The organism is Sphingopyxis sp. DBS4, assembly GCF_024628865.1.
Classification (GTDB): domain Bacteria; phylum Pseudomonadota; class Alphaproteobacteria; order Sphingomonadales; family Sphingomonadaceae; genus Sphingopyxis.
The window spans coordinates 4,052,961-4,072,960 of record NZ_CP102384.1 but is presented as its reverse complement, the minus strand read 5'-3'; the positions used below and the strand labels follow the sequence as shown (position 1 = coordinate 4,072,960).

25 protein-coding genes are annotated in these 20,000 nt (G+C 61.6%); 12 read left to right on the top strand and 13 right to left on the bottom strand.

The genetic code is table 11. The annotated features are described in order from the left end of the window. Positions 1–6 precede the first annotated feature (6 nt). Positions 7–468: a hypothetical protein gene (locus NP825_RS19565; protein ID WP_257546785.1), complete on the bottom strand. Its 462-nt coding sequence runs from the start codon at positions 466–468 to the stop codon at positions 7–9. Between the two features lie 233 nt (positions 469–701). Between NP825_RS19565 and NP825_RS19560 the strand changes: the two genes are divergently transcribed. Together NP825_RS19560 and NP825_RS19555 are read left to right on the top strand one after the other, a co-directional pair. Beyond that, positions 702–1,193: an ankyrin repeat domain-containing protein gene (locus tag NP825_RS19560; RefSeq protein ID WP_257546783.1), complete on the top strand. Its 492-nt coding sequence runs from the start codon at positions 702–704 to the stop codon at positions 1,191–1,193. 140 nt (positions 1,194–1,333) lie between these two features. Continuing rightward, positions 1,334–1,744 carry a hypothetical protein gene (locus NP825_RS19555; protein WP_257546781.1) on the top strand — a complete coding sequence of 137 codons (411 nt, stop codon included), beginning with the start codon at positions 1,334–1,336 and terminating at the stop codon, positions 1,742–1,744. A gap of 46 nt (positions 1,745–1,790) precedes the next feature. Here the strand turns inward: NP825_RS19555 and NP825_RS19550 are convergent, their stop codons facing one another. The 6 genes from NP825_RS19550 to NP825_RS19525 all read right to left on the bottom strand — a co-directional run bounded on the left by NP825_RS19550 (position 1,791) and on the right by NP825_RS19525 (position 6,413). Beyond that, on the bottom strand, positions 1,791–2,159 hold the full coding sequence (locus NP825_RS19550) for a hypothetical protein (RefSeq protein WP_257546779.1): 369 nt from the start codon (positions 2,157–2,159) through the stop codon (positions 1,791–1,793). Between the two features lie 140 nt (positions 2,160–2,299). Continuing rightward, positions 2,300–3,385 (bottom strand): DUF1176 domain-containing protein, encoded by a 1,086-nt coding sequence (locus NP825_RS19545; protein WP_257551555.1) that lies wholly within the window; start codon positions 3,383–3,385, stop codon positions 2,300–2,302. Between the two features lie 113 nt (positions 3,386–3,498). Continuing rightward, positions 3,499–4,101, bottom strand: a complete 603-nt coding sequence (locus NP825_RS19540) for a hypothetical protein (protein ID WP_257546777.1) — start codon at positions 4,099–4,101, stop codon at positions 3,499–3,501. Positions 4,102–4,115: 14 nt separating this feature from the next. Beyond that, the gene (locus NP825_RS19535; protein ID WP_257546775.1) at positions 4,116–5,243 is read right to left on the bottom strand and encodes a sensor histidine kinase; all 1,128 of its coding nucleotides are present in this window, start codon (positions 5,241–5,243) and stop codon (positions 4,116–4,118) included. A gap of 39 nt (positions 5,244–5,282) precedes the next feature. Further along, a complete protein-coding gene (locus NP825_RS19530; protein ID WP_257546772.1) occupies positions 5,283–5,792 on the bottom strand; it encodes a DUF4189 domain-containing protein in 510 nt (169 codons plus the stop codon). Between the two features lie 117 nt (positions 5,793–5,909). Then, positions 5,910–6,413 carry a DUF4189 domain-containing protein gene (locus NP825_RS19525; protein ID WP_257546770.1) on the bottom strand — a complete coding sequence of 168 codons (504 nt, stop codon included), beginning with the start codon at positions 6,411–6,413 and terminating at the stop codon, positions 5,910–5,912. Positions 6,414–6,616: 203 nt separating this feature from the next. On the opposite strand from NP825_RS19525, the gene NP825_RS19520 reads away from it, so the two are divergent. Beyond that, positions 6,617–7,087 (top strand): DUF4189 domain-containing protein, encoded by a 471-nt coding sequence (locus NP825_RS19520; protein WP_257546768.1) that lies wholly within the window; start codon positions 6,617–6,619, stop codon positions 7,085–7,087. 46 nt (positions 7,088–7,133) lie between these two features. On the opposite strand, the gene NP825_RS19515 is transcribed toward NP825_RS19520, so the two are convergent. Then, the gene (locus NP825_RS19515; protein WP_257546766.1) at positions 7,134–7,817 is read right to left on the bottom strand and encodes a hypothetical protein; all 684 of its coding nucleotides are present in this window, start codon (positions 7,815–7,817) and stop codon (positions 7,134–7,136) included. A gap of 147 nt (positions 7,818–7,964) precedes the next feature. On the opposite strand from NP825_RS19515, the gene NP825_RS19510 reads away from it, so the two are divergent. The 4 genes from NP825_RS19510 (at position 7,965) to NP825_RS19495 (ending at position 10,970) form a co-directional block, all read left to right on the top strand. After that, a complete protein-coding gene (locus NP825_RS19510) occupies positions 7,965–8,984 on the top strand; it encodes an SHOCT domain-containing protein (RefSeq protein ID WP_257546764.1) in 1,020 nt (339 codons plus the stop codon). After that, entirely contained in the window at positions 8,978–9,697 is a 720-nt protein-coding gene (locus tag NP825_RS19505; protein WP_257546762.1) for a tetratricopeptide repeat protein, read from the top strand. The genes NP825_RS19510 and NP825_RS19505 overlap by 7 nt, the downstream gene beginning before the upstream one ends. A 26-nt stretch (positions 9,698–9,723) precedes the next feature. Further along, positions 9,724–10,059: a hypothetical protein gene (locus NP825_RS19500; protein ID WP_257546760.1), complete on the top strand. Its 336-nt coding sequence runs from the start codon at positions 9,724–9,726 to the stop codon at positions 10,057–10,059. A gap of 83 nt (positions 10,060–10,142) precedes the next feature. Beyond that, positions 10,143–10,970: a hypothetical protein gene (locus tag NP825_RS19495; RefSeq protein WP_257546758.1), complete on the top strand. Its 828-nt coding sequence runs from the start codon at positions 10,143–10,145 to the stop codon at positions 10,968–10,970. Between the two features lie 59 nt (positions 10,971–11,029). Here NP825_RS19495 and NP825_RS19490 read toward each other — a convergent pair whose 3' ends face one another. Beyond that, complete coding sequence (locus NP825_RS19490) at positions 11,030–12,070, bottom strand: hypothetical protein (RefSeq protein WP_257546756.1); 1,041 nt, start codon at positions 12,068–12,070, stop codon at positions 11,030–11,032. Positions 12,071–12,363: 293 nt separating this feature from the next. Between NP825_RS19490 and NP825_RS19485 the strand changes: the two genes are divergently transcribed. The 3 genes from NP825_RS19485 to NP825_RS19475 all read left to right on the top strand — a co-directional run bounded on the left by NP825_RS19485 (position 12,364) and on the right by NP825_RS19475 (position 14,862). Beyond that, on the top strand, positions 12,364–12,867 hold the full coding sequence (locus NP825_RS19485) for a hypothetical protein (RefSeq protein WP_257546754.1): 504 nt from the start codon (positions 12,364–12,366) through the stop codon (positions 12,865–12,867). 87 nt (positions 12,868–12,954) lie between these two features. Further along, positions 12,955–13,452 carry a DUF4189 domain-containing protein gene (locus NP825_RS19480; protein ID WP_257546752.1) on the top strand — a complete coding sequence of 166 codons (498 nt, stop codon included), beginning with the start codon at positions 12,955–12,957 and terminating at the stop codon, positions 13,450–13,452. 105 nt (positions 13,453–13,557) lie between these two features. After that, a complete protein-coding gene (locus NP825_RS19475) occupies positions 13,558–14,862 on the top strand; it encodes a hypothetical protein (protein WP_257546750.1) in 1,305 nt (434 codons plus the stop codon). Positions 14,863–14,876: 14 nt separating this feature from the next. Here NP825_RS19475 and NP825_RS19470 read toward each other — a convergent pair whose 3' ends face one another. After that, the gene (locus NP825_RS19470; RefSeq protein WP_257546748.1) at positions 14,877–15,362 is read right to left on the bottom strand and encodes a hypothetical protein; all 486 of its coding nucleotides are present in this window, start codon (positions 15,360–15,362) and stop codon (positions 14,877–14,879) included. A 214-nt stretch (positions 15,363–15,576) separates the two neighbouring features. On the opposite strand from NP825_RS19470, the gene NP825_RS19465 reads away from it, so the two are divergent. Next, complete coding sequence (locus NP825_RS19465) at positions 15,577–16,467, top strand: LysR family transcriptional regulator (RefSeq protein WP_257546746.1); 891 nt, start codon at positions 15,577–15,579, stop codon at positions 16,465–16,467. On the opposite strand, the gene NP825_RS19460 is transcribed toward NP825_RS19465, so the two are convergent. Then, a complete protein-coding gene (locus NP825_RS19460) occupies positions 16,455–16,682 on the bottom strand; it encodes a DUF2274 domain-containing protein (protein ID WP_257546744.1) in 228 nt (75 codons plus the stop codon). The genes NP825_RS19465 and NP825_RS19460 overlap by 13 nt on opposite strands. Continuing rightward, positions 16,679–17,878, bottom strand: coding sequence for a TrbI/VirB10 family protein (locus NP825_RS19455; protein ID WP_257546742.1), 1,200 nt, complete (start codon positions 17,876–17,878; stop codon positions 16,679–16,681). Before NP825_RS19455 ends, NP825_RS19460 begins: the two co-directional genes overlap by 4 nt. Before the next feature lie 68 nt (positions 17,879–17,946). On the opposite strand from NP825_RS19455, the gene NP825_RS19450 reads away from it, so the two are divergent. Then, the gene (locus NP825_RS19450; RefSeq protein WP_374046510.1) at positions 17,947–18,510 is read left to right on the top strand and encodes an IS110 family transposase; all 564 of its coding nucleotides are present in this window, start codon (positions 17,947–17,949) and stop codon (positions 18,508–18,510) included. Between the two features lie 9 nt (positions 18,511–18,519). Here the strand turns inward: NP825_RS19450 and NP825_RS19445 are convergent, their stop codons facing one another. Then, a complete protein-coding gene (locus NP825_RS19445) occupies positions 18,520–19,995 on the bottom strand; it encodes an MFS transporter (RefSeq protein WP_257546740.1) in 1,476 nt (491 codons plus the stop codon). Between the last annotated feature and the right edge of the window lie 5 nt (positions 19,996–20,000).

Below are 20,000 nucleotides of genomic sequence, written 5' to 3'. Positions count from 1 at the left end.
GCGATCCTATATAGCCGGGAGTGTTGAGACAGACACCGACTGCGCCTTGCCGCGCCTGAACCAGACATAGATGGTGTAGGACTTGTTCCGACCACACATGACGTCGGTCGATTGCAGGTAGCCTGCGGTCTCATCTTCACTATCGGCCCAGTATCGCGTTGCCAGTCCCGTGCTGGCTAGGACGTTGCGTGCGGCGCTGGCCTGATCTTCATCCCGGTGCAGGCCGAACGGCCCGGCACCGCGCGTGCCGGAGCGGAGATTGACTCGCTTGTCGATAACCATGCCATCCTCGATCAGATACTCCGTCGAGGCACCATTATTGTTCAGCGAAAAGCGGCACTCCCCGCTGAGTGGTGCGCGACGGTTGCATTCAATCGGGTGATAGCCGCGGGGCATCGCCCGCAATTTCGAGCAGATCGGCAAACCGCCGAAATCGCTGGCACGCGTGGCCAGTGCTGGTTCGGCCATCAGGGATATTGCGATGCACATTGCTGCCAATCGTGAAAACTGCATGACGCCGCACCCCGCTACCCGCACCGCGAAACTGAATAGCCTGGCAGGTGATGGTGCACATTCCTGACGATGTACCGGTATGCCGCTGAGGTCGCCGACACGATAGCTGCGATGCTAGACCATGCTGCATGGATAGATTCAGGCCGCGCAAGCGTAGAAGGCGCAAAACGCTTTTCGGCTGCTTCGCCATGGTTCTGCTCATCTCGGCCTGCGCAGGCATTCCTTCGGGTCGCGAAGGAAACCATGACGCGGGTGCAGCGCATCTCCACGCTGTTACCCGCGTCGGCACCCCATCGGCTTTGGCCCGCCTGATGAATCACGGCGCCGATCCCGATGCGCGTGAACCGGAAACTCTGCGCACACTGTTGGAGACAGCAATCCTGGCGGGGCGGGGCGATCAGGTTTCTACTCTGCTCAAGGCCGGTGCCAATCCGGACCTGACCGATAGTGTCGGCAATACCGCCTTGCACATTGCAGCCCAGACCAACCAGCCGTGGATGGCGCTTGCACTGCTGAAAGCCGGCGCCAAACCGGGTATCCGCAACGCGCAGGGCAAGTCATTCCTGACCTACCAGTTCCTGATGCGCGATGATCTGCTGTCTCAGAATGCACGCGAGGGTAAACAGGAAGTGATCAATTGGCTCAGGTTGCATGGCCTTGCGGCAGAACCCTGCTGCTGACATCACTCGTTTGCTCCGTTCACGTTGGAGCAGGCCTTTCCCCAAACGGACACGCATCGACCGGGCTTGCCGCCCAGCCGGCATGGACCGGAGATCTCGGTTATCCGGAAAGAATGCACACAACTGCGGGGAATGAGATCATGAGCACCTGGAGTTATGTAACTATAACATTCAAGGAGCCGCTTCTGAGCCAGGACCGCCCCGAGCACGAAAATCGGGTGCTTCACATCAACCTTGGCGAGCTTGGGTTCGATTCCCACGGCGTTGCCTTGGTCCACCGCTTCGACCTCCCGCTGGTCTCGCAACCATCGGCACTTGCAGACTGGTCACGAGAGATCACCGAAGGGGAGTATATCGATCTTGTCGGACCACCGGACATCGGGGCGCTGCTGGCGAAGCACCAGGGTTTGCGATGGATGATGGACTGGCGCAGCGAACTCGGCCACGAGAACCACTATGGCCAGATCGAGACAGTTTTTCAGCTCGTTTCCGAATTCCAGCGCGGTAATCAGCCCTTACGCTATCAGTTGACAGTTTCCGATATGGGGTGATGGTCATGCGCACATGTCCGGCAATGCCGTGGCTCCATTACCAGTCCTATGGCAACGGCTCGAAGCTCTCGCTGGTGAAGCCTTGCGCAAGCTGCGAAATCAGCATCCGGCCCCGGCATTCATAGGCATGTTCTTCCCAGTTCGCGCGATATTCGATCTGCCCCAGATCGGGCCTGGGCCATCCGTTCACGGTCCAGATCTTCGCCGCATAGCGCGCGCGGTTCCGCCCCAGGCTTTCGACACCCTTGCTGATCGCCTCGAGGGTTATCGTCTGTCGCGCTCCATCCGTACCGATCGTCTCGGGCTTCGGCGTGCTTGCGTCATCGGCCGCAGCCTGGCGCAGAAAATCCAGGCAGGCCTGTTTGCTCGCCAGACGTTCACGCGTCTCGGGCAATGCTGTATAACCGCTCGCCATGGCAAGCGACGGGCACAGGACAAGCGGGAGCGCGAGCAAGCGGCCGTTTACCTTCAATGTTCCATCCTCCAGCACGTTGCGACCGTCGCATCTAGCAGGATGATGAGACATCGCCGCAGCATCGCAGCGTACCGGTACATTCAGCGGTGTTGGTCGCGCACCGCCGTTTCGCGGCGGTAGACCGTGATATAGTCGATGCTGCCCCGGCAATCGCCCATGTCCGCCTCTTCGACGAGAATGAACTGCTCGCCGTCCCAGGCGAAGGCCTGCTCCTGGCCGCAATCACCCAATGCCCGCCCGCGCCCGAAGCTGTGCAGCCGTCGTTCTTTGTGGTCCCAGTATGATGAGACCACTTGTGGAGGGGCGAGCGCGGGATCTCGTGACATCAGGCGGACCGGCGCGGAGCGCACGGCACCGTCGTTGCCAAGGAGGAACACATAGCCCTCGCCGTTGTAGGGAGCACAATTGGCGAAGAGGAGCAGCATGGTGGTGCGGGCGTCCAGCCGTGCGAACATGACGTCAGGAAGCCCGCAGGGACGGTGATCGCAGCGATATTCCTGCTGGAGTTCTTCAAGACTGCGACCAGTCAGCTGGGTCGGCGGCAGGTCCGAGGGCGGCGGCAGGTAAACCGGGGGTTCGGGAATCCAGGGTGGAACCAGATAGGCGGCTGCCGCGCCGCGCGCGATCAGGGCCGTAACGTTGCTGGTCCGGTGCTGCTCTGTATCGATGTACCGCATGGCTGCTGCCAGCCCGCGCAGGGAAATGGTCGCCATAACGCCCCTCTTGCCATCCAGGACTTCCGCCGTTTCGCCTTTGCCCAGGGCTTCGATCAGCCCATCATCGGCCGGGATGGGGAGACCATCGCCGGCCAGCTTCGCGGCATCGCCTTCAGCCCATGTCCGCCGAACGAGGATTGCGCCGCCCTTATCTTTCACCAGCACTTCGCGGGCAGATGCTGGTTCCTGCCCGGCTTCGGGTTCGCACAGATAGCAGTCGATCAGCCGCAGGCGTGGCAGATCATGCATACCGCCGCCGCGCCGCAAGGACAGGTTGAAGGAATTGTCGGCGATGGGTTCGTCACTGGTAGCGACCTCCTCCTCGGTCGGTTCGGGAAGAAGTGTCGTCGCATGGCAGGCGTGCATATTGTCGCAGCCCACGGTCCAGTCCCGGTAGGTTTGCAAGGTGCCGATCGGGCTGGTCAGGGCGGCGGCGGCCAACAAGGACATCAGCACGGTTCATCTCCTGTCAGCACAGGAGGATGGTTTTCCACTCGCTGTTGTTGCCCGCCAGTCGCCATGATGCACTGGTACAGCACAGGGGCAGTGCAGTTCAGGCCCGCTTAGCCTTCCTCCATCCCGCATGCGGCAAGACCGATGCTGTCCTCCCAATCGACCAGTAGAACCCGCTGCCCGGCGGCGGCGATGGCCTTGTCATCGCGCACCCCCCGCCCAGTCAGCAGGTTGACATCGCATCGTCCGGACTGGCCATGATCGATCGTATCGTAGAACGCATAGGTGAAGCCGGCGACGATCAACTCGCCCTTGCGCCAAGCCAGCGTGTAGGTCCGTTCCCAGTGACTGCGGCCGAACCCGGTGTTTTGGGTGTGGACCGTGATCGACCGTTTTTGAAGGATGGCAACTTCGGGCTGCTGGCCGGCACTGCTCGTCCCCCAGAAGCGGGCGGGCAGTTCGATCGTTTTGTTCAGGGCCGGCACCCCGGCATTACGCAGATAGACCACGATCCCTACATCAGACCCTTCGCGACCTTCCGGTAGGGTCAGCGTCACCAGGTCTTTTGAGCCATCGCCATCGATATCGCCCATCGCGGCATCGATGATGACATCGTTCGCGAGCGCCGGCGCGGCATGGCAAAGCAGAGCACCTGCAGCGATGCACAGCGCTGTTGCTATCTGCCGCCGTGCGGCAGGCCGGTTTTCAGGCATGAGGCTCCTTCCTGTCATGCAGTTCGCCATGGCAGTTCCAGCGACACCTTGAACCGGGCTTCGCCCACGGGGCCGGATTGCATGGCGCAATCGTCCTGAAAGCGGGCACGCAAGCGATCGGCAACATTCTTGAGGCCAACGCCAACGCCTGACGGCCTCGCCATCGCCGCCTCGTATCGAGGCATGTCGTTTTCGATCACGATGCACAGGCGGTCATTCTCCCGGCGGGCCTGCAGCGATATCTCGACCTTGCCGCGCGTCATGCCGACGCCGTGCTTGAGGGCATTTTCGATGAGCGGTTGCAGGATCAGGCTTGGCACCAGCGCTTTCGCCGCATTCGGGTCCATGGCGATGGAAAAGCGCATGCGGTCGGAAAATCGCTCGCGCTCGATGCCCAGATATTCCTCCTGAAGCGCGATTTCGTCGGCGAGCGGCACATCGTGAAACGGATCGAGCGCCAGGGTGGTCCGCAAGAAGGTTGAAAGCGACAGCACCATGCGCTCGGCCTTTGTGGCAGCGCCTTCCTCGATCAGCCCGGCAATCGAGTTGAGCGTATTGAACAGGAAGTGCGGGTTCACTTGATAGCGCAGCGCGCGCATCTGGGCGCCCAGAGCTTCTTCCCGGATTGCCGCCAGACGTACCTTACGATCATTCAATTCGAATGCGAAAAGCAGGGCTACGAACTGGCACGACCAGCCGAACAGGAACCCCCAGGAAATCACGACAAGCCCCCCGAAGTTATCAAGCGAGCCCGGCTCGGGCGGAGGTGTTCCCAGAAGGGCCGGGTAATAGGTATGCGTTCCGGCCCAGAGTGCCGCTCCGACCAATGTCAGTGCGAATGAGGCAAGGAGCAAGAACGGCAGGGAATCTTCGGACGTTCTGCCCCTTATCAATCGTTCATGCAGGACGTAGAGCAAATAGGAGATGATCGCGGAAAGAATGATGATGGAGGTGAATTGAACCAACCTGAGCAATATGAAATTTGTCGATATCTCATCTACAGACGACAAAAATGACAAGACTATTATTATAAGGACCAGAAGATAAAATCCACCAAATCGCAACGTCGCGATCCTAAGCCCTCGCGAATTTGTCCGGCCGTTTGTGAATTTTCCATCCGAAATCATGCCGTCCAGATTCATGATCGGTCCCTTGTGATGCGCCGCTTGCGTGACGCCATTCTAGCGCACGCGTTCGGGGTAACTGCAGCCTGTATAGTAGATCTTGCAGTCCCCGGAATATTTCGAGCATGAAGCCATCGCCTGCCGTTCTGCTGTGGCGATGTTCAAGGCCGAGTACGAGATATTGCCATTAGAACCCCAAGCGAGAGCGATGCATTGGTCATGGTAAGCCAGGCTCAATTTGCAGGCCGCGCCGCCCGCGTCCCTACTGCACTGGCTGAGCGCCTCCTTTATGGCCTTGCCCTTCGAAGACCATCCGGTCGAATAACCGAATGCCCCGTTGGTCACGGCCACCGCGCCCCATCGCGTTGTCCAGCGCGGCCCGGAGTCCTCTTCCTCTTCATCCCGGCCGCCACCCATCGGCGCGCAGCCCTGCCAGCCCGCGTTTCCACCACCGATGGGAAAGTAGCCGTCGGGGCAGCCCCCTTCGGCCAAGGCCGAGCCTGGCTGGAGCAGGAAAGCCGCACCGGCAGCAATTCCAAGAGCCAAGAGGCAGAGCTTTGAATTCATGACGGACGGACTCTTGAAATTGGCCTCGCCTTGAGCGGGGTGATCCTGCGGATCGGGTCTGCTTTTTCCGGCAGGCTTGGCCGCGAACGCTGATTTACGCGTTCGAAATTTCGCATCTCAGTCTACCCGGACAGGAAGACTGCAAGCCGAATAGTATAGCTGGCAGTCCGTGGTGTATTTGCTGCAGCTGGCCACGGCCATCCTTTCGGCATCAGCCTGATCTGGCGACCGAAACGCCAATGCTCCGCTATCGCCCCAGGCAAGTGCGACGCATTGATCATGATACGATCCCTTGATCTTGCACTGGGCACCAGGCGTTGATGCCCGGCAGCGCTGCATCGCGATGCGTTCGGCCGTTCCTTTGCTTGTGGCATTTTCAACCGCGCCAAAAGCACCTTTCCCCGTGGCGATTGCGCCCCACCGCGATTTCCACTGCGGACCTGGATCTTCATCCCTGCCGCCACCCATCGGCGCACAGCCCTGCCAGCCGCCATTTCCACCCCCGATGGGGAAGTATCCGTCTGGACACCCTCCTTCAGCGCGCGAAGGCGCGGCAAAGAGCAATGCCATACCGACAAGTGGAGAAGCGACTACCGCACTCCAGAAAAGGCGCTGTTTCATCAGGAGGTGCCTCGCAAAATCGGGAACTCCCTCATTTGACGGGCCGCGCGCGGCTTGGACAGCCTGACCGGTGTACCAGTACCCAGGGGGCGGATGACATGCACGCCCGGCGGCGCCATGCGATGGTCCAGGCAAATGAGGGATATTGGCCAATGCGAGTCTGTCGGATTTCCACGCTATACCGCCCTCTGGCCTTGTGCCTGATGCTCTGCGGTGCCCAATCGGCCCAGGCGCAATGCCGCATCGGCTCGGGGCCTGATTTCGGAGACGGCATACCTTATTGTTCGGAGTTGGAACCGGAAACGCCGTACGAGCCATACCAGCCATACAATCAATCTGGGTATCCAGATGATCTGCCGCCGAACCTGCCATCGCTGTGGGGCGCGATCGCAATCGATCCTGAGGCTGCGCACGGCGGTGTAGGTGTCGCAGCGTACATGACAAGCGAAGCGCTTGCTGAAGCCAGAGCCCTGAAGAACTGCCGGGAAACTGGCGGCAGCGAGACTTGCCGGATTCAGTTCACCTATGCCAATCAATGCGCCGCCATCGCATCAGGCGAATCCTCTCTCTCTGTGGCGAAGGCAACGACGCAGAAGTCCGCTTCGGAACTCGCGCTTGATTCGTGTGGTGAAAGAACGACGAACTGCAAGATTGTCTACGCAAACTGCTCTTAGGCTGAGCGCATCTGGATGATTTCGACAGTGAAATCAGGTCGCAGTGCTATCTGCGCCAGCGTGTATCAGCTTCCAATTGCCAGCAATCCTTGGTCGGCCAGAACAGCAATTGCCCGTCCGCATCGGGATGCGTTCCGGGCGGGAGTGGCTCGCCGTCCGGGCCGATGATGTTGCCGAGATCGTCGCCGCCTTCCGATTTGCCATCGTAATGCACGCGCGCCCATTCGACCGCGAATTGCTCGGACTGGCTCTCGTTGAACTGAAGATCGAGATATTCGTCTTCATCACCGGCCACTTTCGGCTTTGCCGGCTTGTAATAGTAATCGACCTGGCGAACCGGGTAATCGTCATAGGCCGCGCGGGCGACCTTGCGAGTGGACAGGATTTTGCCTTTGCCGCCCAGCACGCTGACCTCGATCATCGGCGCGCTGTATTTTTGCCTTACCACCTTCGACACTGCCATTGCCGTGAACAGCGTTTTGAAATCCCGATTGGCGCAAGCGGTACGCGCCATTTCAAGCGCATTGCGATCGAGTTGGGGAAGCGGGGACGGAGCAGGCGTGGCGACCGGCGGCGCGGCTTGCACCGCGGCGTGGCCTTGCTCCGGCTTACCACTCTCGCCGCCCCGCTCAGGCCCGGCTGCGGCGCTGCTCGCGTCGCCACAGGCGGACAGAGCCAACAGGACAATGCCGCTTAGTGCCATCGCATTTGGCACAAGTCTGATCCGCACGATCGATACTCCCCAGCAAAGGCCGGATCATATCTTGCAAGCCGCAAGGGAAGCGAAGGCCAAAGGCGTACCGGTACGCCGCGCCCTCCTGTCCAGGGCAGGTCTCTCGTCTAGGTTGGCTGCGCGGCTGCGACGAAATGAGGAACTATGCCTGCCGATGACGATCTTGCCCGCCTTGAACGGCTGGTGCGGCTTCGCGAAACCGGAGCGTTGAACGAGGAAGAATTCGAACGCGCAAAGGCCCTGCTGTTTCAGCGCGACGGGGCGCCGGCTCCAATTGCGGATGCGGATGACAATAACGCACAGCCCCCGGCGCTGGATGATGCTGTGCCGCAAAAGGCCGGAAAGCGGCGCTGGCCCTATGGGCTGGCCGCTTGCCTTGCCCTCGCGGGCGCTGGCGGCTGGGCGCTAGCGCAGTGGAGCAAAGTGCAACCGCAGGAGGCCGCTGCGGCGAACGCCGGTCCCGCCGGAATTCGTTCATCGGCGGCATCCGCGCCGGCAGCGGCCCCACAGCCGGCGCCTTCCCTCATTCGCGCCCTGCCTGCGCAGCGCCAGGTCGATCTGGCCTTCGATGCGGTCTTTGGCTTGAAGGAGCGGGAAATTCGTGTGTCCGAGGGGGCTGTCTATAGCTATGCCAAGGGCAAGGTGTTCTGGGCGGACTTCGGACCTGTCCTGATCGTGGAAGGCAGTGGAGAGCCTTATCCGCTCGCGTTGGGAACCCTGGGCCTGTTCTATCTTCGGGAAATGCCCGGACCGAAGTTCGAGGAAGTCCGCCGCTGGCCCGATGACGTGGCGGGTGGCACGATGGGCAATCCGCCCCAATGGAAGATCCGGACCGATCTCGCAGACCGTCCCGTGATCGAGGCGACCGGCGGCGGTGTCTGGCAGGGCTATGGCTGCGACACCACGACGCTGACGGAACTGACGGCCAGCGGCCCCCAGCTGCTCGCCACGTTCGCTTCCAGCTACAGCAGCGAAGGCGCCGAAGGCGATGCCGGCCAGACCTATGACGGCGCCATCGTCAACGTCGTGCGCGGCCGTTCCTTCGATGTCCGCTTCACCGGCACGCGGACCATCACCCAGCGCTTCGTCCGCAAGGGAGGAGAATACGTCCGCGTTCCCGGCAAGGACGAGGAAATGAACGAAAGCGTGATCCCGACATGCTGATCGCGCTGCTCATGGCCCAGGCCCTCACCATTCCGGACGACACGCCGAGCCATCAGCTCATTCAGGAGCAGATCTGCGCCGGGGAACAGGCAAGCGTGCAGGCTCTGGCGCTTGAACTCGCCAAGGCGGGCGATCCGGAGGGCTTCATCGGGCTTGGCTGGCTGGAAGAGACCGCCCGTCCTGCCTCGCCCACGCGGGCCTACGCCTATTATCTGGCGGCAGCCCAGCACGGTTCGATGCGGGCGCAGTGGAAGGTCGGCGTCATGCTCGACACCGGACTAGGCGTGCCTGTCGATTCAAGAGCCGCTGCTTACTGGCTGCGCAAGGCAGCACACCGGAATTTGGGCGCTGCCTGGGCAAGTCTTGGACTATTGCGCCTGCAGGGGCGTGGCGTGGCGAAAGACCGGTTCGGCGCGCGGCGCGCCTATTTCAACGCCATCCGCCATGGCGATCCGCATGGCTTTGCCGGGATCGGCGCGCTCTATTCCAGCCGCTCCGACAAAAAAAGCGATTATCTGCGGGCGATCGCCTGGTACCGCGTTGCCGCAAGCCAGGGCGATGACATCGCGCAGACGAAGCTGGATGCGCTTCCCAGGCTATCGCCTGAAGAAGAGACTTGGGTAAACCGCCGTGCGGAGACAATCCGACGCCGGCATCCCATTACCATCGCTTGGGTTGACGGGCCTTGCGCAAGTCCCCGGGCGCCTCGTTAAGGGCGCCGACGCCGGGGAAGCATCCCATGTTTGAATCCGAAATATTCGGAGTGAACGTCAATGTAGGACACCTTGTGCTCGCCGTTTTCGGCCTTGCCTTCATCACCACCTGGGCTCTTGCCCATGTGACCACCTTGAAGCCGGCCATGCTGGTGATCGTCGCCGTGCTGATCACGCAGGTTCTCGCGGCACTGCTTCTTGCGCTGCTGCGTTCACGAACCGCGCAGCCGGTTCATGATGCGCAAAGCTGGATCGCCCATGCCCTGGCCTACTTCAACGTCATCATGTTCTGGCTGCTGTGTCCGATTTTCTCGGCGCCGGCGTCAATTTTTCTGGCACTGTGGCTGAAACGCTCGAATTAGACGTACTGGTACACTGGAGCCGTATCGCGATGCGTGAACACGTGGCATCCAGTTTGGTGGTTTGATTTGCGTAGAGTTTTTTCATGATGCCCAATCTGGTTGTTTCGTTTGGATCGGTGCCGATATCCCGGCGACAAGGCGCCAGCATTGCCGTTCTTCTGGCAGCTTTGGTGGGCGCGGGAAGCGCAACTCCAGCCTGGGCCTGTTCGGACCTGCCCAACATCTGCGCAAATAACCAGCTTGCGTGGGAGCAAAACATGGAAATGGCCCGGGAATCGGCACAAAGCTATGCTGATCAGCGCGATGCGGATCGCAACGGGGGTGGACCTTCGCGGCCCCCGCCGCGCGACCCGATGGACATCAAAATGGATCTGGCAGCGGGTAACATATTTGCGCTGCACGCCATGGCCACCGACGAAATCGAGAAAATGAAGCGCGATCCGGAAATGGGTCCGATCATTCGCGGGAAGTGGGACTTCTTCCAGGACACCAACGATGCCGCCCCGGGCGAGTATTGCGCCGCGCTCTACATGAACATGGCGGGCATGGTCAGGATGTCTGGCCCCGGCGGCAATTATCGCGGTGCGCTGCTGACCTTCTGGGGGCCGAATATCCCGCAACCCGAGAAGGTCCGCTGGGTCAGAGTGACGCTCAGGCAGGTCGTCAACAACGATCCAAACAATTCAAGCACCCAGACCGTGCGCGCCTACAATTATACCGAAACGCGCGTCAAAGGCGTCGGGGCAATCGCTCTTGCTGTTCCGTCCGCCGATGCGCTGCTTGACAACATCAGTGACCATCTGGACTTCAAGCTCGAAATTGATGGCAAGGAGGTGCAGGCCATCGGCGTTCACAGCGGCCTGTCAGCACGCGACAACCTGAGGCAATGTATCGCCAGGCGGAAGTCATAAAGAGCTGAATCGCTCGCGCACGATCGCGGTCACAGTAGCTGTGTGGCCAACGGCCAGGATCAGTTTCCCAGGCAGCGAGGATCGTCCTTGCTGATGAATTCCAGCCGTTCGACAAATTGGAAGCCGACAGGCGTCTTTTCCGACGCAGGGAAGGCAATTTCCAGACGGCTGTTGCTTTCCCGGCCCAGTTCGACGCTCCAACTGCCGTCTTCGCGCACGCCGGGCTCGGCGTAAGGCGGCCCCACACCTCGGCTCTTGTAATAGATGATCCGCGTTTCATGGAGCAGGCTCATCGGATGCTCCTCACGATCCTTCGGGTCCACCCGGACCATCGGGGTACTCGGGCCGGATATTGTGATCCTGGTCCCGTCGTGCGTGAGATAGGATATTCCATCTCCCAGCGGTTTCCATGGCCGCAGAAGGCTTTCGTCCGGTTCGACGCGAAACCCGATGCCGCCCTGGCAATGATAGCCCGGACCGACGAATGGCTTTGGCGGATATAATGCGATCAACCGCCCGATTCCGTAGCTTTCGAAGCCGGCTTTCTCGGCGGCGGCCGCATCGCCAAACGGCTCGGAAGCGAAGGACAAAGGCCGGACACAGCCTGCCTCACCAGCGGCGGCGAGCCGCAGGCGGGACAGAATTGTCCGGTCGGAAGCCGATCCGTTGAACGCGGATGAACCGACAATCGCGCCTTCGCTCCTCGTGGATTTGGGGTAAACCACATAGCGGACGCGATCCGCGGCAAGAGTGGGCTCGCTCACGTCGGAAGGCAAAATGCCCGCATAGGGGTAGGCGACAAGTCCCTCTCCGAGAGCAAGGGGGTCCCCATGCCGTCCTCGCAAGACAGGATCACGCGCCGGGATCGCTGTGATGACGACGAGATAGTCGTCGTTGATGACGCGCAGAACGGGTCCGAGCACATGGATGCCCTCACCATCTAGAGCGTTGATCGCCAAGCCTGCACTGCACAGGTGAAGCGGCCCGCGGGCACCGAACTCCGGAGTCCGCAGACGGACTATCCCCGGCGGGAGCTGGGGCAGGAGCGGGGGTGTTTCCGCCGCCAGATAGAGCAAGCTCAGCAACATGGCGGATTTCACGGCAGTCGGCTCCCTGAAGGAAAATGAGGAGCCCCCATGCTTCCGCCTCGCACCGGTGCGAACAAGGGTCGGCAATGCACCGGTACGCATTCGGCCCGAAATCGACGTGCTGCGTACCGGTACACCATGCCGCTTCGTTCGCGCCTCAATCCTTGGCACCTTGCCGCAGATCATGACTCGGGGTTTGGAATTTGTGGATGTTTGGGCAAGAGTCCCAATGGATGAGGTGCGATGCCGATAGTACGGCGGAGATGATCGCAGCAGTGCGATCTTCCAGACTGCGAACGGCACTCATGCTGATCGGCACTACCGCATCGGCCATGCTGCTTGGCGGCAACGCCCCAGCACGCACGCGGGCAACGCTTGATGTGCGCGACCGGGTCGGCGAGATCGTGCAGTCGGCCACAGGTACCGACCGCGCGGTTTATGTGCCGATCGAGCCTCACGTTATTCTGCCCCGCTTCCTTGGGACATGGGCAACGCGCGGCGGGAAGTGCATTGGGCAGAACTACACCAATCGTATGGAACTTCGCCCGAACCTGGCGATCATCGCGGGGCATGCTCTCGCGGTTCAGGAGGCCTTTGCCGAAGGCGGCTCGGAACGCGACGAGGGGGACGATCTGGGCGCTGAACGGGCGCAAGACCATGCCGGCACCGGTGATATGGTCGTGGGCCTGCTCCGTTCGGGGGAGACGGAAATGCGCCATATCCACTTCTGGTTCTCATACCGCACCGGACGCCTGATCCTCGAAGAGGTTGGCAAACCGAGGAGGGCCTATGTCCGCTGCACCATCTGATCTTCGCGCGTCTTGCCCCACACGAATCCCGGCCCGTGGCCTCGATTTGGCAAGTCCAGCAACAAGGTCTGTGACGGATCTTGTACCATGACGCGATATTTCCCGATGTTCGTGCTTGCGGCGGCGATTGTCTTCCTTGCAGGCCCGCATTCGGCAAAGGCCCAATATGCGTGCCCGCCAGGCTACGCTTCGATCGGTGGTGGGCAGGACGCGGGCGGATTCTATGGCTGCGCCCCAATCGAGCAGGACGACCAACCGGATCAAGCCCCTCTCTGGGAAGATCGGTGGGGAGCGGTCGCCATCGCAAGTGGAGCCTATGGCACTGCAGGCGGCTGGGCAACTGAAGCAGAGGCAATGTCTACTGCGTTGAAGGAGTGCGCTGCGCGTTTCGGCTCCGATTGCACAGTCAAAATGACCTACACCAATCAATGCGCCGCGCTTGCCTGGGGGGATGGTAACTACACGATAAGCCGCTTCCCTAAAAGATCGGCTGCCAAAGCAGATGCGATGAAAGGGTGCAGCGAGATCACCCGGAACTGCAAGATCCTCTACTCTGATTGCTCTTACCCTGAGCAGGTGCGATAAGGCGGCCCACCCGTGTCGAACACTGTTCGTGATATGGAAATGAGGCAGCGGGCGAAACGTCAAGCGTACCCTGTCCTGACAAGGGTTGCTCTCGGCCTTTGCCTCTTGAGCCTGATTTCTCCTGCCTCGGCATTGGCGTCTCCTGGCCGAACTGAGGCGCCGCGAATTCCTCCCACTCCCGTAGCTGCCGCGCTGCAAGCATGCCGATCCAACGCGTTCGACAGCTTTTTCAGGCTTTACGTCCAGTTTCCCGAAGTCAGAGCGCGCTTCACGGCGAGCCGGATCCATAGCGCATCGCCAGATGCTTCCTCGGGCTTTGTTTCCGGGGCGGAATTCCTCGGCAGGTTTCCGCTTGTGGTGCATGGCTGGAATTATGCGTTCGCCGGTGCCTCTGCGCCGGGTGAAACACGCCAATATGTTCTGGCGCGCACCCGCCATCCGTCCCGAACCGCCTGGCATGTGGACTGGATCGCGGCGAAGTTCGATACGAGTTCTGCGAACGGCAAATGGATCGGGGTGCCCGTGGAACTGACTGGCGTGCCCATGCGCCTCGATTTCGTGGCCACCGATGACGGCTGCTGGCACCTGACCGAGGCGGTGACGGCGCCGAAGGACACGCCGTTTCAACCGGGCATCCAGAGCCTGCATTGCGCCGTCCGCATCGATGATGCCGATCGTTACCGGTGGGAGCTGCGGCGCGTCGAAAGCCGTCTGGACGATCACCCCGACGACATGGGCGTTGGCCGGGATCTGGCGGCCTGCGCGAAACTGCATGGCATGATCGAGGCGGCAATCCGGGATGATCCCGACCTGACCCGCCTGAGCCGTGCCATCACGCACAGGCTGACGGCGCTTGGTGCACGGCAAACCTCTGCCGCGCGCTCAGCCCTGGCGCTTGACCAGCAACGGTTCCAGCGCAGCCTGATGCGTGATCAAAATATCCTGCTGGACGGCTCAACGGAAAATCGTGACCTTCACGACGATCTGGCCGGTCGCCTTGCCTCGCGGCTGGACATACTCGGCCGGATCAAACCCCGGCAAAACGATTTCTCCGGCTCGTGGAGCAATGTCAGCGGGACAATCGATATCCGCCACCAGCAAGACGACACCTATGAAGTCGATGCGAGCCTGGCCGACCCGTATTTCCTTGGGTGGACCTGTGAATTCGATGAGGCCATGCCGCGAAGCGGGAACATGTTGTCACGTACTTACCCGCTCGGCGATTCACTTCGCCTGATCCTGCAGGACGGCATCCTGGTCGTGGAGCAGGAAGATGCGGGCAGCGATTATTGCGGTGCCGGCGGCAGTCTGAGGGGAGCCTATTTCCCCTCGCACCCCAGACCGGAATTGCCACCGCAAAGCCCGATCTTTGAAAATTTCGAAAACAGTGCGGCGAACGGTTCGGCATGAATCGAACGAGACCGCTAATTTCGCATGGCCGTCTGCAATTGCGAGATAAAGTCTTCGAAATGATCCCGGCCTTCGAAGAAGCGCTGTGTTGCCTTCGTCGTTCCGGCGCCATGCTGGATATGAAGAATGCGCGAACGCTTGTCGGCCTGCAGGGCCAGGCCCGTGATGTCGGCAAATGGAATTGCCATCCCCTCGCAGGATAGCAGCGAGGCAGGGATCGAAACATGGTCTGACGCAATGACGATGCATCGATCCGGCATGAGCGAGGCCCGGAGCGCCATGGTCGCCTGGATGACCAGCCAGAACGAGCCGAGCGCCAGCAGGATGAAGAACATCTTCGAGCCGCCTGGGCCGAGATTGATTAGGCTGCTGATGACCACCTCTCGATCTTCATAAACGGTGGCGTAAATCCCCACAAACGCGCATGCGAGGAAGCCGCAAAGCGCGAGCAGGGCCTGATGGAGTTTCGGCTTGTACGAATAGGAATGGATTGCATTCATTGAGCTTGGAACACGCCGTCGAGGAAGATGAGATCGTATCCTGATCTGTTCGACGTTAAGGCGGCAGCCGACAAGTGGCTGCGTTGTACCGGTACGGCCCGGTTGTTGACGCAGAGAGCTAATCTGCTCACCAAATAAGTGTCGCTACAGGTCAATCACCATAGATTTGGCCTTAGAATATAAACTGTTATGCGACATCGAAGGAGGTGAAAATTTGGAACTGCGGCAACTTCGCTATGCCGTGGCAACTGCTGACGCAGGGAGCTTTGCACGAGCAGCCGCATCTCTTAACGTGAAGCAGATTACGCTGAGCCGGAGAGTCCAGCAGCTTGAGGACCGTCTCGGTGTAAAGCTTTTCAAGCGTTCTACGCGTGGTGCCGAGATCACTGAGAATGGCCACCCGTTCATCGAGCAGGCCCGTCGCATCGTGACCGATGTCGATAATCTGCGAACCACCGCCTGCAATGTAAGCTATGGCCTGCAAGGTCGGATTGCGGTCGGCTACTGCGCACCGCTTATGGCGGGGAACCTCCGTTTGGCGATATCAGACTACCTGACCAGGTTTCCCGATGTACAGTTCGATGGCGTCGAAGCTGGTTCAGAGAAGCTGTTCCATGGCTTGCAAGCGCGCACGATCGATGTTGTCGTTGCGCCGATCGGGTTTGGCGAAGAGGGTATTAAATCCCGCGCCATCTGGTCAGAACGGCTATACGCCGTCCTCCCCTCCGATCATCCGCTGTCTGAGCGACAGCCTATTTACTGGCCGGACCTGCGCCGGGAGGTATTCGTCGTACCCGCGGGTGGACTTGGTCCGATATTCGCCAATCTGATCGCAGCTCGGCTGACCGAGCAAGGTAGACGCCCGAACATCATCCTGCAGGACACGAGTCTCGAGAGCGTTCTGAGCATGGTGGCCGCCAAGCGCTACATTTCCGCCGCGACCGAGGCCTCGCAGGGTGTCGCGTGGACGGAACTGCTATTCCGTGAAATCCATGATACCACTGGCCCAGCTCGCCTCGAATACGCGCTCTACTGGCGCGAGGGGAACGAAAATCCTGCGCTTCAACGATTCTTCGAACTGATCGAGGAACGCTACCCTGGCTGAGAGGCTCGCCGCCCCTTGGCATAACTCCGGTCAGTCGCGATGAACCGCTCGATCATCGGCGGGATCAGCCGTTCGGGAGGCGGCGCCCCCTTTGCCTCTCCGCCGTTGAGCGCCGCCCCATAGGCGAGCAACTCGCGGTGCAGTCGCGTCGAGACTTCGATAGTAAGACGCACCGGCTTCTCATCGGCAAGGTCGGAGAGCTTCAACCGAGTCATCGTTCGCCTCCGAGCACAAGATCGCGCGTCACCAGCACCCGCAGAGGGAAACCTGGACGTATGGTCAGCGTCGGCCGGACATTGAGTTCACGGCTGACGATCTGCTCGCCGGCGCGGTTGACGCTGTCTTGGGTGCCGCGTCGGATCGCGCGAGCGAGATCGCCGTCGCCGCCCGAACCTACCTCGGAGCCCACCCCGAGCAATGTCGAGACCAACGCCGCCTTGAGCACGCCGCCCCAATGATAATCGGTGCCATCCTGCAAGCCGGCGAAGCCGCGTGGGTCGGCGGCGGGCTGGCGTTCGAGCACGATCGAGCGGCCGTCGGGCAGGATCAGTCGGTTCCAGGCCAGCAGCACCCGGCTCTGTCCGAATGCCACATCGGCATCATAGTCGCCGATCAGCCGCGAGCCCTGCGGGATGAGCAGGATGCGGCCAGTCGGGCTGTCATAGACATTCTGGGTCACCTGTGCGGTGACCAGTCCCGGCAGGTCCGAACGGATGCCGGTGATGAGCGCCGCCGGGATCACTGACCCCGCCTGCACCACGTTGGGCGAAGCCAAGCCAGACAGCCGCTCGCCCGATACGGTGCGTCGGTCGCTGGCGCGTTCGAGGAACGCTTGCCGCCGGTCAGCCTCGGTCTTCGGCCCTGAAGGCGGGGCAGCCGATTCCGGAGCTTCAACGATCGCTGGTATCCTGGCAAGGTCAGTGCCTCCGCCCGACGTAGCACCGCCGAAGAACAACCGGCTCCCACGCGCGGACTCGCGTTCCTGCTCGGCGCGCTGGCGGGCCGCCTCAGCAGCATTGGCGGCGGGATTGGGAGGGAGCGGCTGCGGCGCGCCGACCGGGGGCAGCGCAGCCACATCGCCGTGCCGCTGGGCATCGAGGATCGGCTTGCCGAGATCGCCGGGCAGCGGCGGTCCGAGCTTGGGCACCTGACCATAGTCCTTGGGCGCACCGGCGAGGTTGTCGGCGACGGCAACGCCTTCGGTGTTGTAGAGTTCCTCGGCGCCTTTGCGGCCCTGGGGCTGGAGCGCGTAAATGAGCGCGCCACCGACCAGCGCAAAGCCGCAGGCCGAAGCAATACCGATTGCCTTCCTCGACAAGCGCATGACGCGCGGCGGATCACCGCGCAACTTGACCGCGCTGGCGGGGTCGGAAAGCGCTTCCTCGCGCGGGACAGGTTCGGCCGCAGTCATGCCCGCCCCCGACGCTGCGAGACGATCCGCACCTTGTCCTGGCCCTTGCGCCCGCCAAGGCACTGCAGATGGCGCGGGAGATCGTCGACGGCGAATCGAAGCTCGATTTGCCTGTCGAGGCTGCCAACGTCGTCGCCATGCTGGCAGGGCAACTGCTCCAGCTACACACCCAGCTGCGGAAGCTCGACCTGCGTCTCGCCGCTCTGCAACGCAGCGACGACCGGGCCCGACGTCTGGCAACGATCCCTGGTATCGGGCCGATCGGCGCGACCGCGCTCGCCGCGTCGGTCACTGATCCAAAGCAGTTCTCGTCAGGGCGCCAGTTTGCCGCCTGGCTGGGCCTGACCCCGCGGCAGAGCTCGAGTGGCGGTAAGGACCGCTTGGGGCGCATTACCAAGATGGGCGACAGATATCTGCGGCAGCTCCTGGTCGTCGGCGCCACCGCGCTGGTCCGGTACGCCAAGGAGAAGCGCGGCACGGTTGATCCGCGCTTTATCGCTTTGCTCGCCAGAAAGCCCGCGCGCGTCGCCTCGGTCGCAATTGCCAACAAGATGGCGCGGATCGCATGGGCCGTCATGGCGCGCGGCGGCGTCTTCGAACGCGGGCATGCGCCGATACTGGCAGCAGCATAGATCGAAAGCTTAGCTGACCCGCGTCATTGCGGCGGCCGCCAGCAGCAAGGTGCTCGACGCGAACGCCATCGTGTAGATCGGGGCGCCGGGAAAGAAGGCGGCCATGATCGACCCCATGATCGTGGCGACAAGCAGCTGCGGAACGACCACGAAGATATTGAAGAGGCCCATGTAGATGCCGAGCTTTCCCTGCGGCAGGCTGGAGGCGAGGATCGCGTAAGGCATCGCGAGAACCGAAGCCCAGAAGATGCCGATGAGGACCTCGCTCGCAACAAGATGCGTGGGGTCGCGCAGCAGGAAAAAGCTGCCATAGCCGAGCGCACCGCAGACAAGGCCGGCGATGTGCGTGCGGGCCTGCCCGATGCGCCTGGATAACCAGGGCAGGAGAGTGAGCGCGGCGACGGCGGCCACACCGTTATAGATGGCGAAGAGCGTGCCGACCCAGTTGGCGGCGGTCTGATAGGCGGCGCTCGCCGCATCGGTCGTCCCGAAATGATATTGGGCGACGATGGGCGTGGTGTTGATCCACATGATGAACAGCGCCGACCAGCTGAAGAACTGGACGAGGGCGAGCCGCTTCATGATTGGCGGCATACCGGAGAAATCGCCGACGATGCTCGACAGCATGTTGGTCTCGTTGCCACGGCGCGCGAGGGCGATGGCGATGAGGCTTGCAAGGCCGTAGGCAATCAGCAGCGCGCCGAGGAGAAGAACCTCGCGGAGCAGCGAAAATTCCTGCCGGATGGCCATTACGCCGAGACCGGCTACGATCCAGGCGGAGCAACCGGCATAGCTTCGCGACGCAAGCGCGCGAACCGCGGGCTGGGTCTCCGCTTCGGCGGGGCCGAATCCCGCCATCTCGACCGGATCATATTCGCGGGTCGTCACCACCGTCCACAAGACCGAGAGGAAGAGGGCAAGGCCGCCGAACCAGAAAGCGTAGCGGACGGTGTCGGGAATCTCGCCGGGCGGCGCGACATTGGCGACCCCCAGCAGGTCCATGAACGACGGAAAGAGCGAGCCGACGACCGCGCCCGCGCCAATAAAGGCCGTCTGGACCGCATAGCCCGCACTATGCTGGTCCTTCCGCAGCATGTCGCCGACAAAGGCGCGAAAGGGCTCCATCGAGATATTGAGCGAGGCGTCGAGGAGCCAGAGCGTCGTCGCCGCGAACCAGATCGCCGGGCTTTGCGGCATCACGAACAGCGCGATCGCGGCGAGAATGGCGCCGGCAAGAAAATAAGGCCGACGGCGGCCGAGCCGCCCCAGCCAGGTCCGGTCGCTCATATGGCCGATCACCGGCTGGATCAGCAGGCCCGTCAGCGGTGCGGCGACCCAGAGGCCGGGCAGTTTCTCGATGTCTTCGCCAAGCGATTGGAAAATCCGGCTCATATTGGCGTTCTGGAGCGCGAAGCCGATCTGGATGCCGAAAAAGCCGAAGCTGATGTTCCACAGTCCGGCGCGACTTTGCCGCGGCTTTTCCATCACGT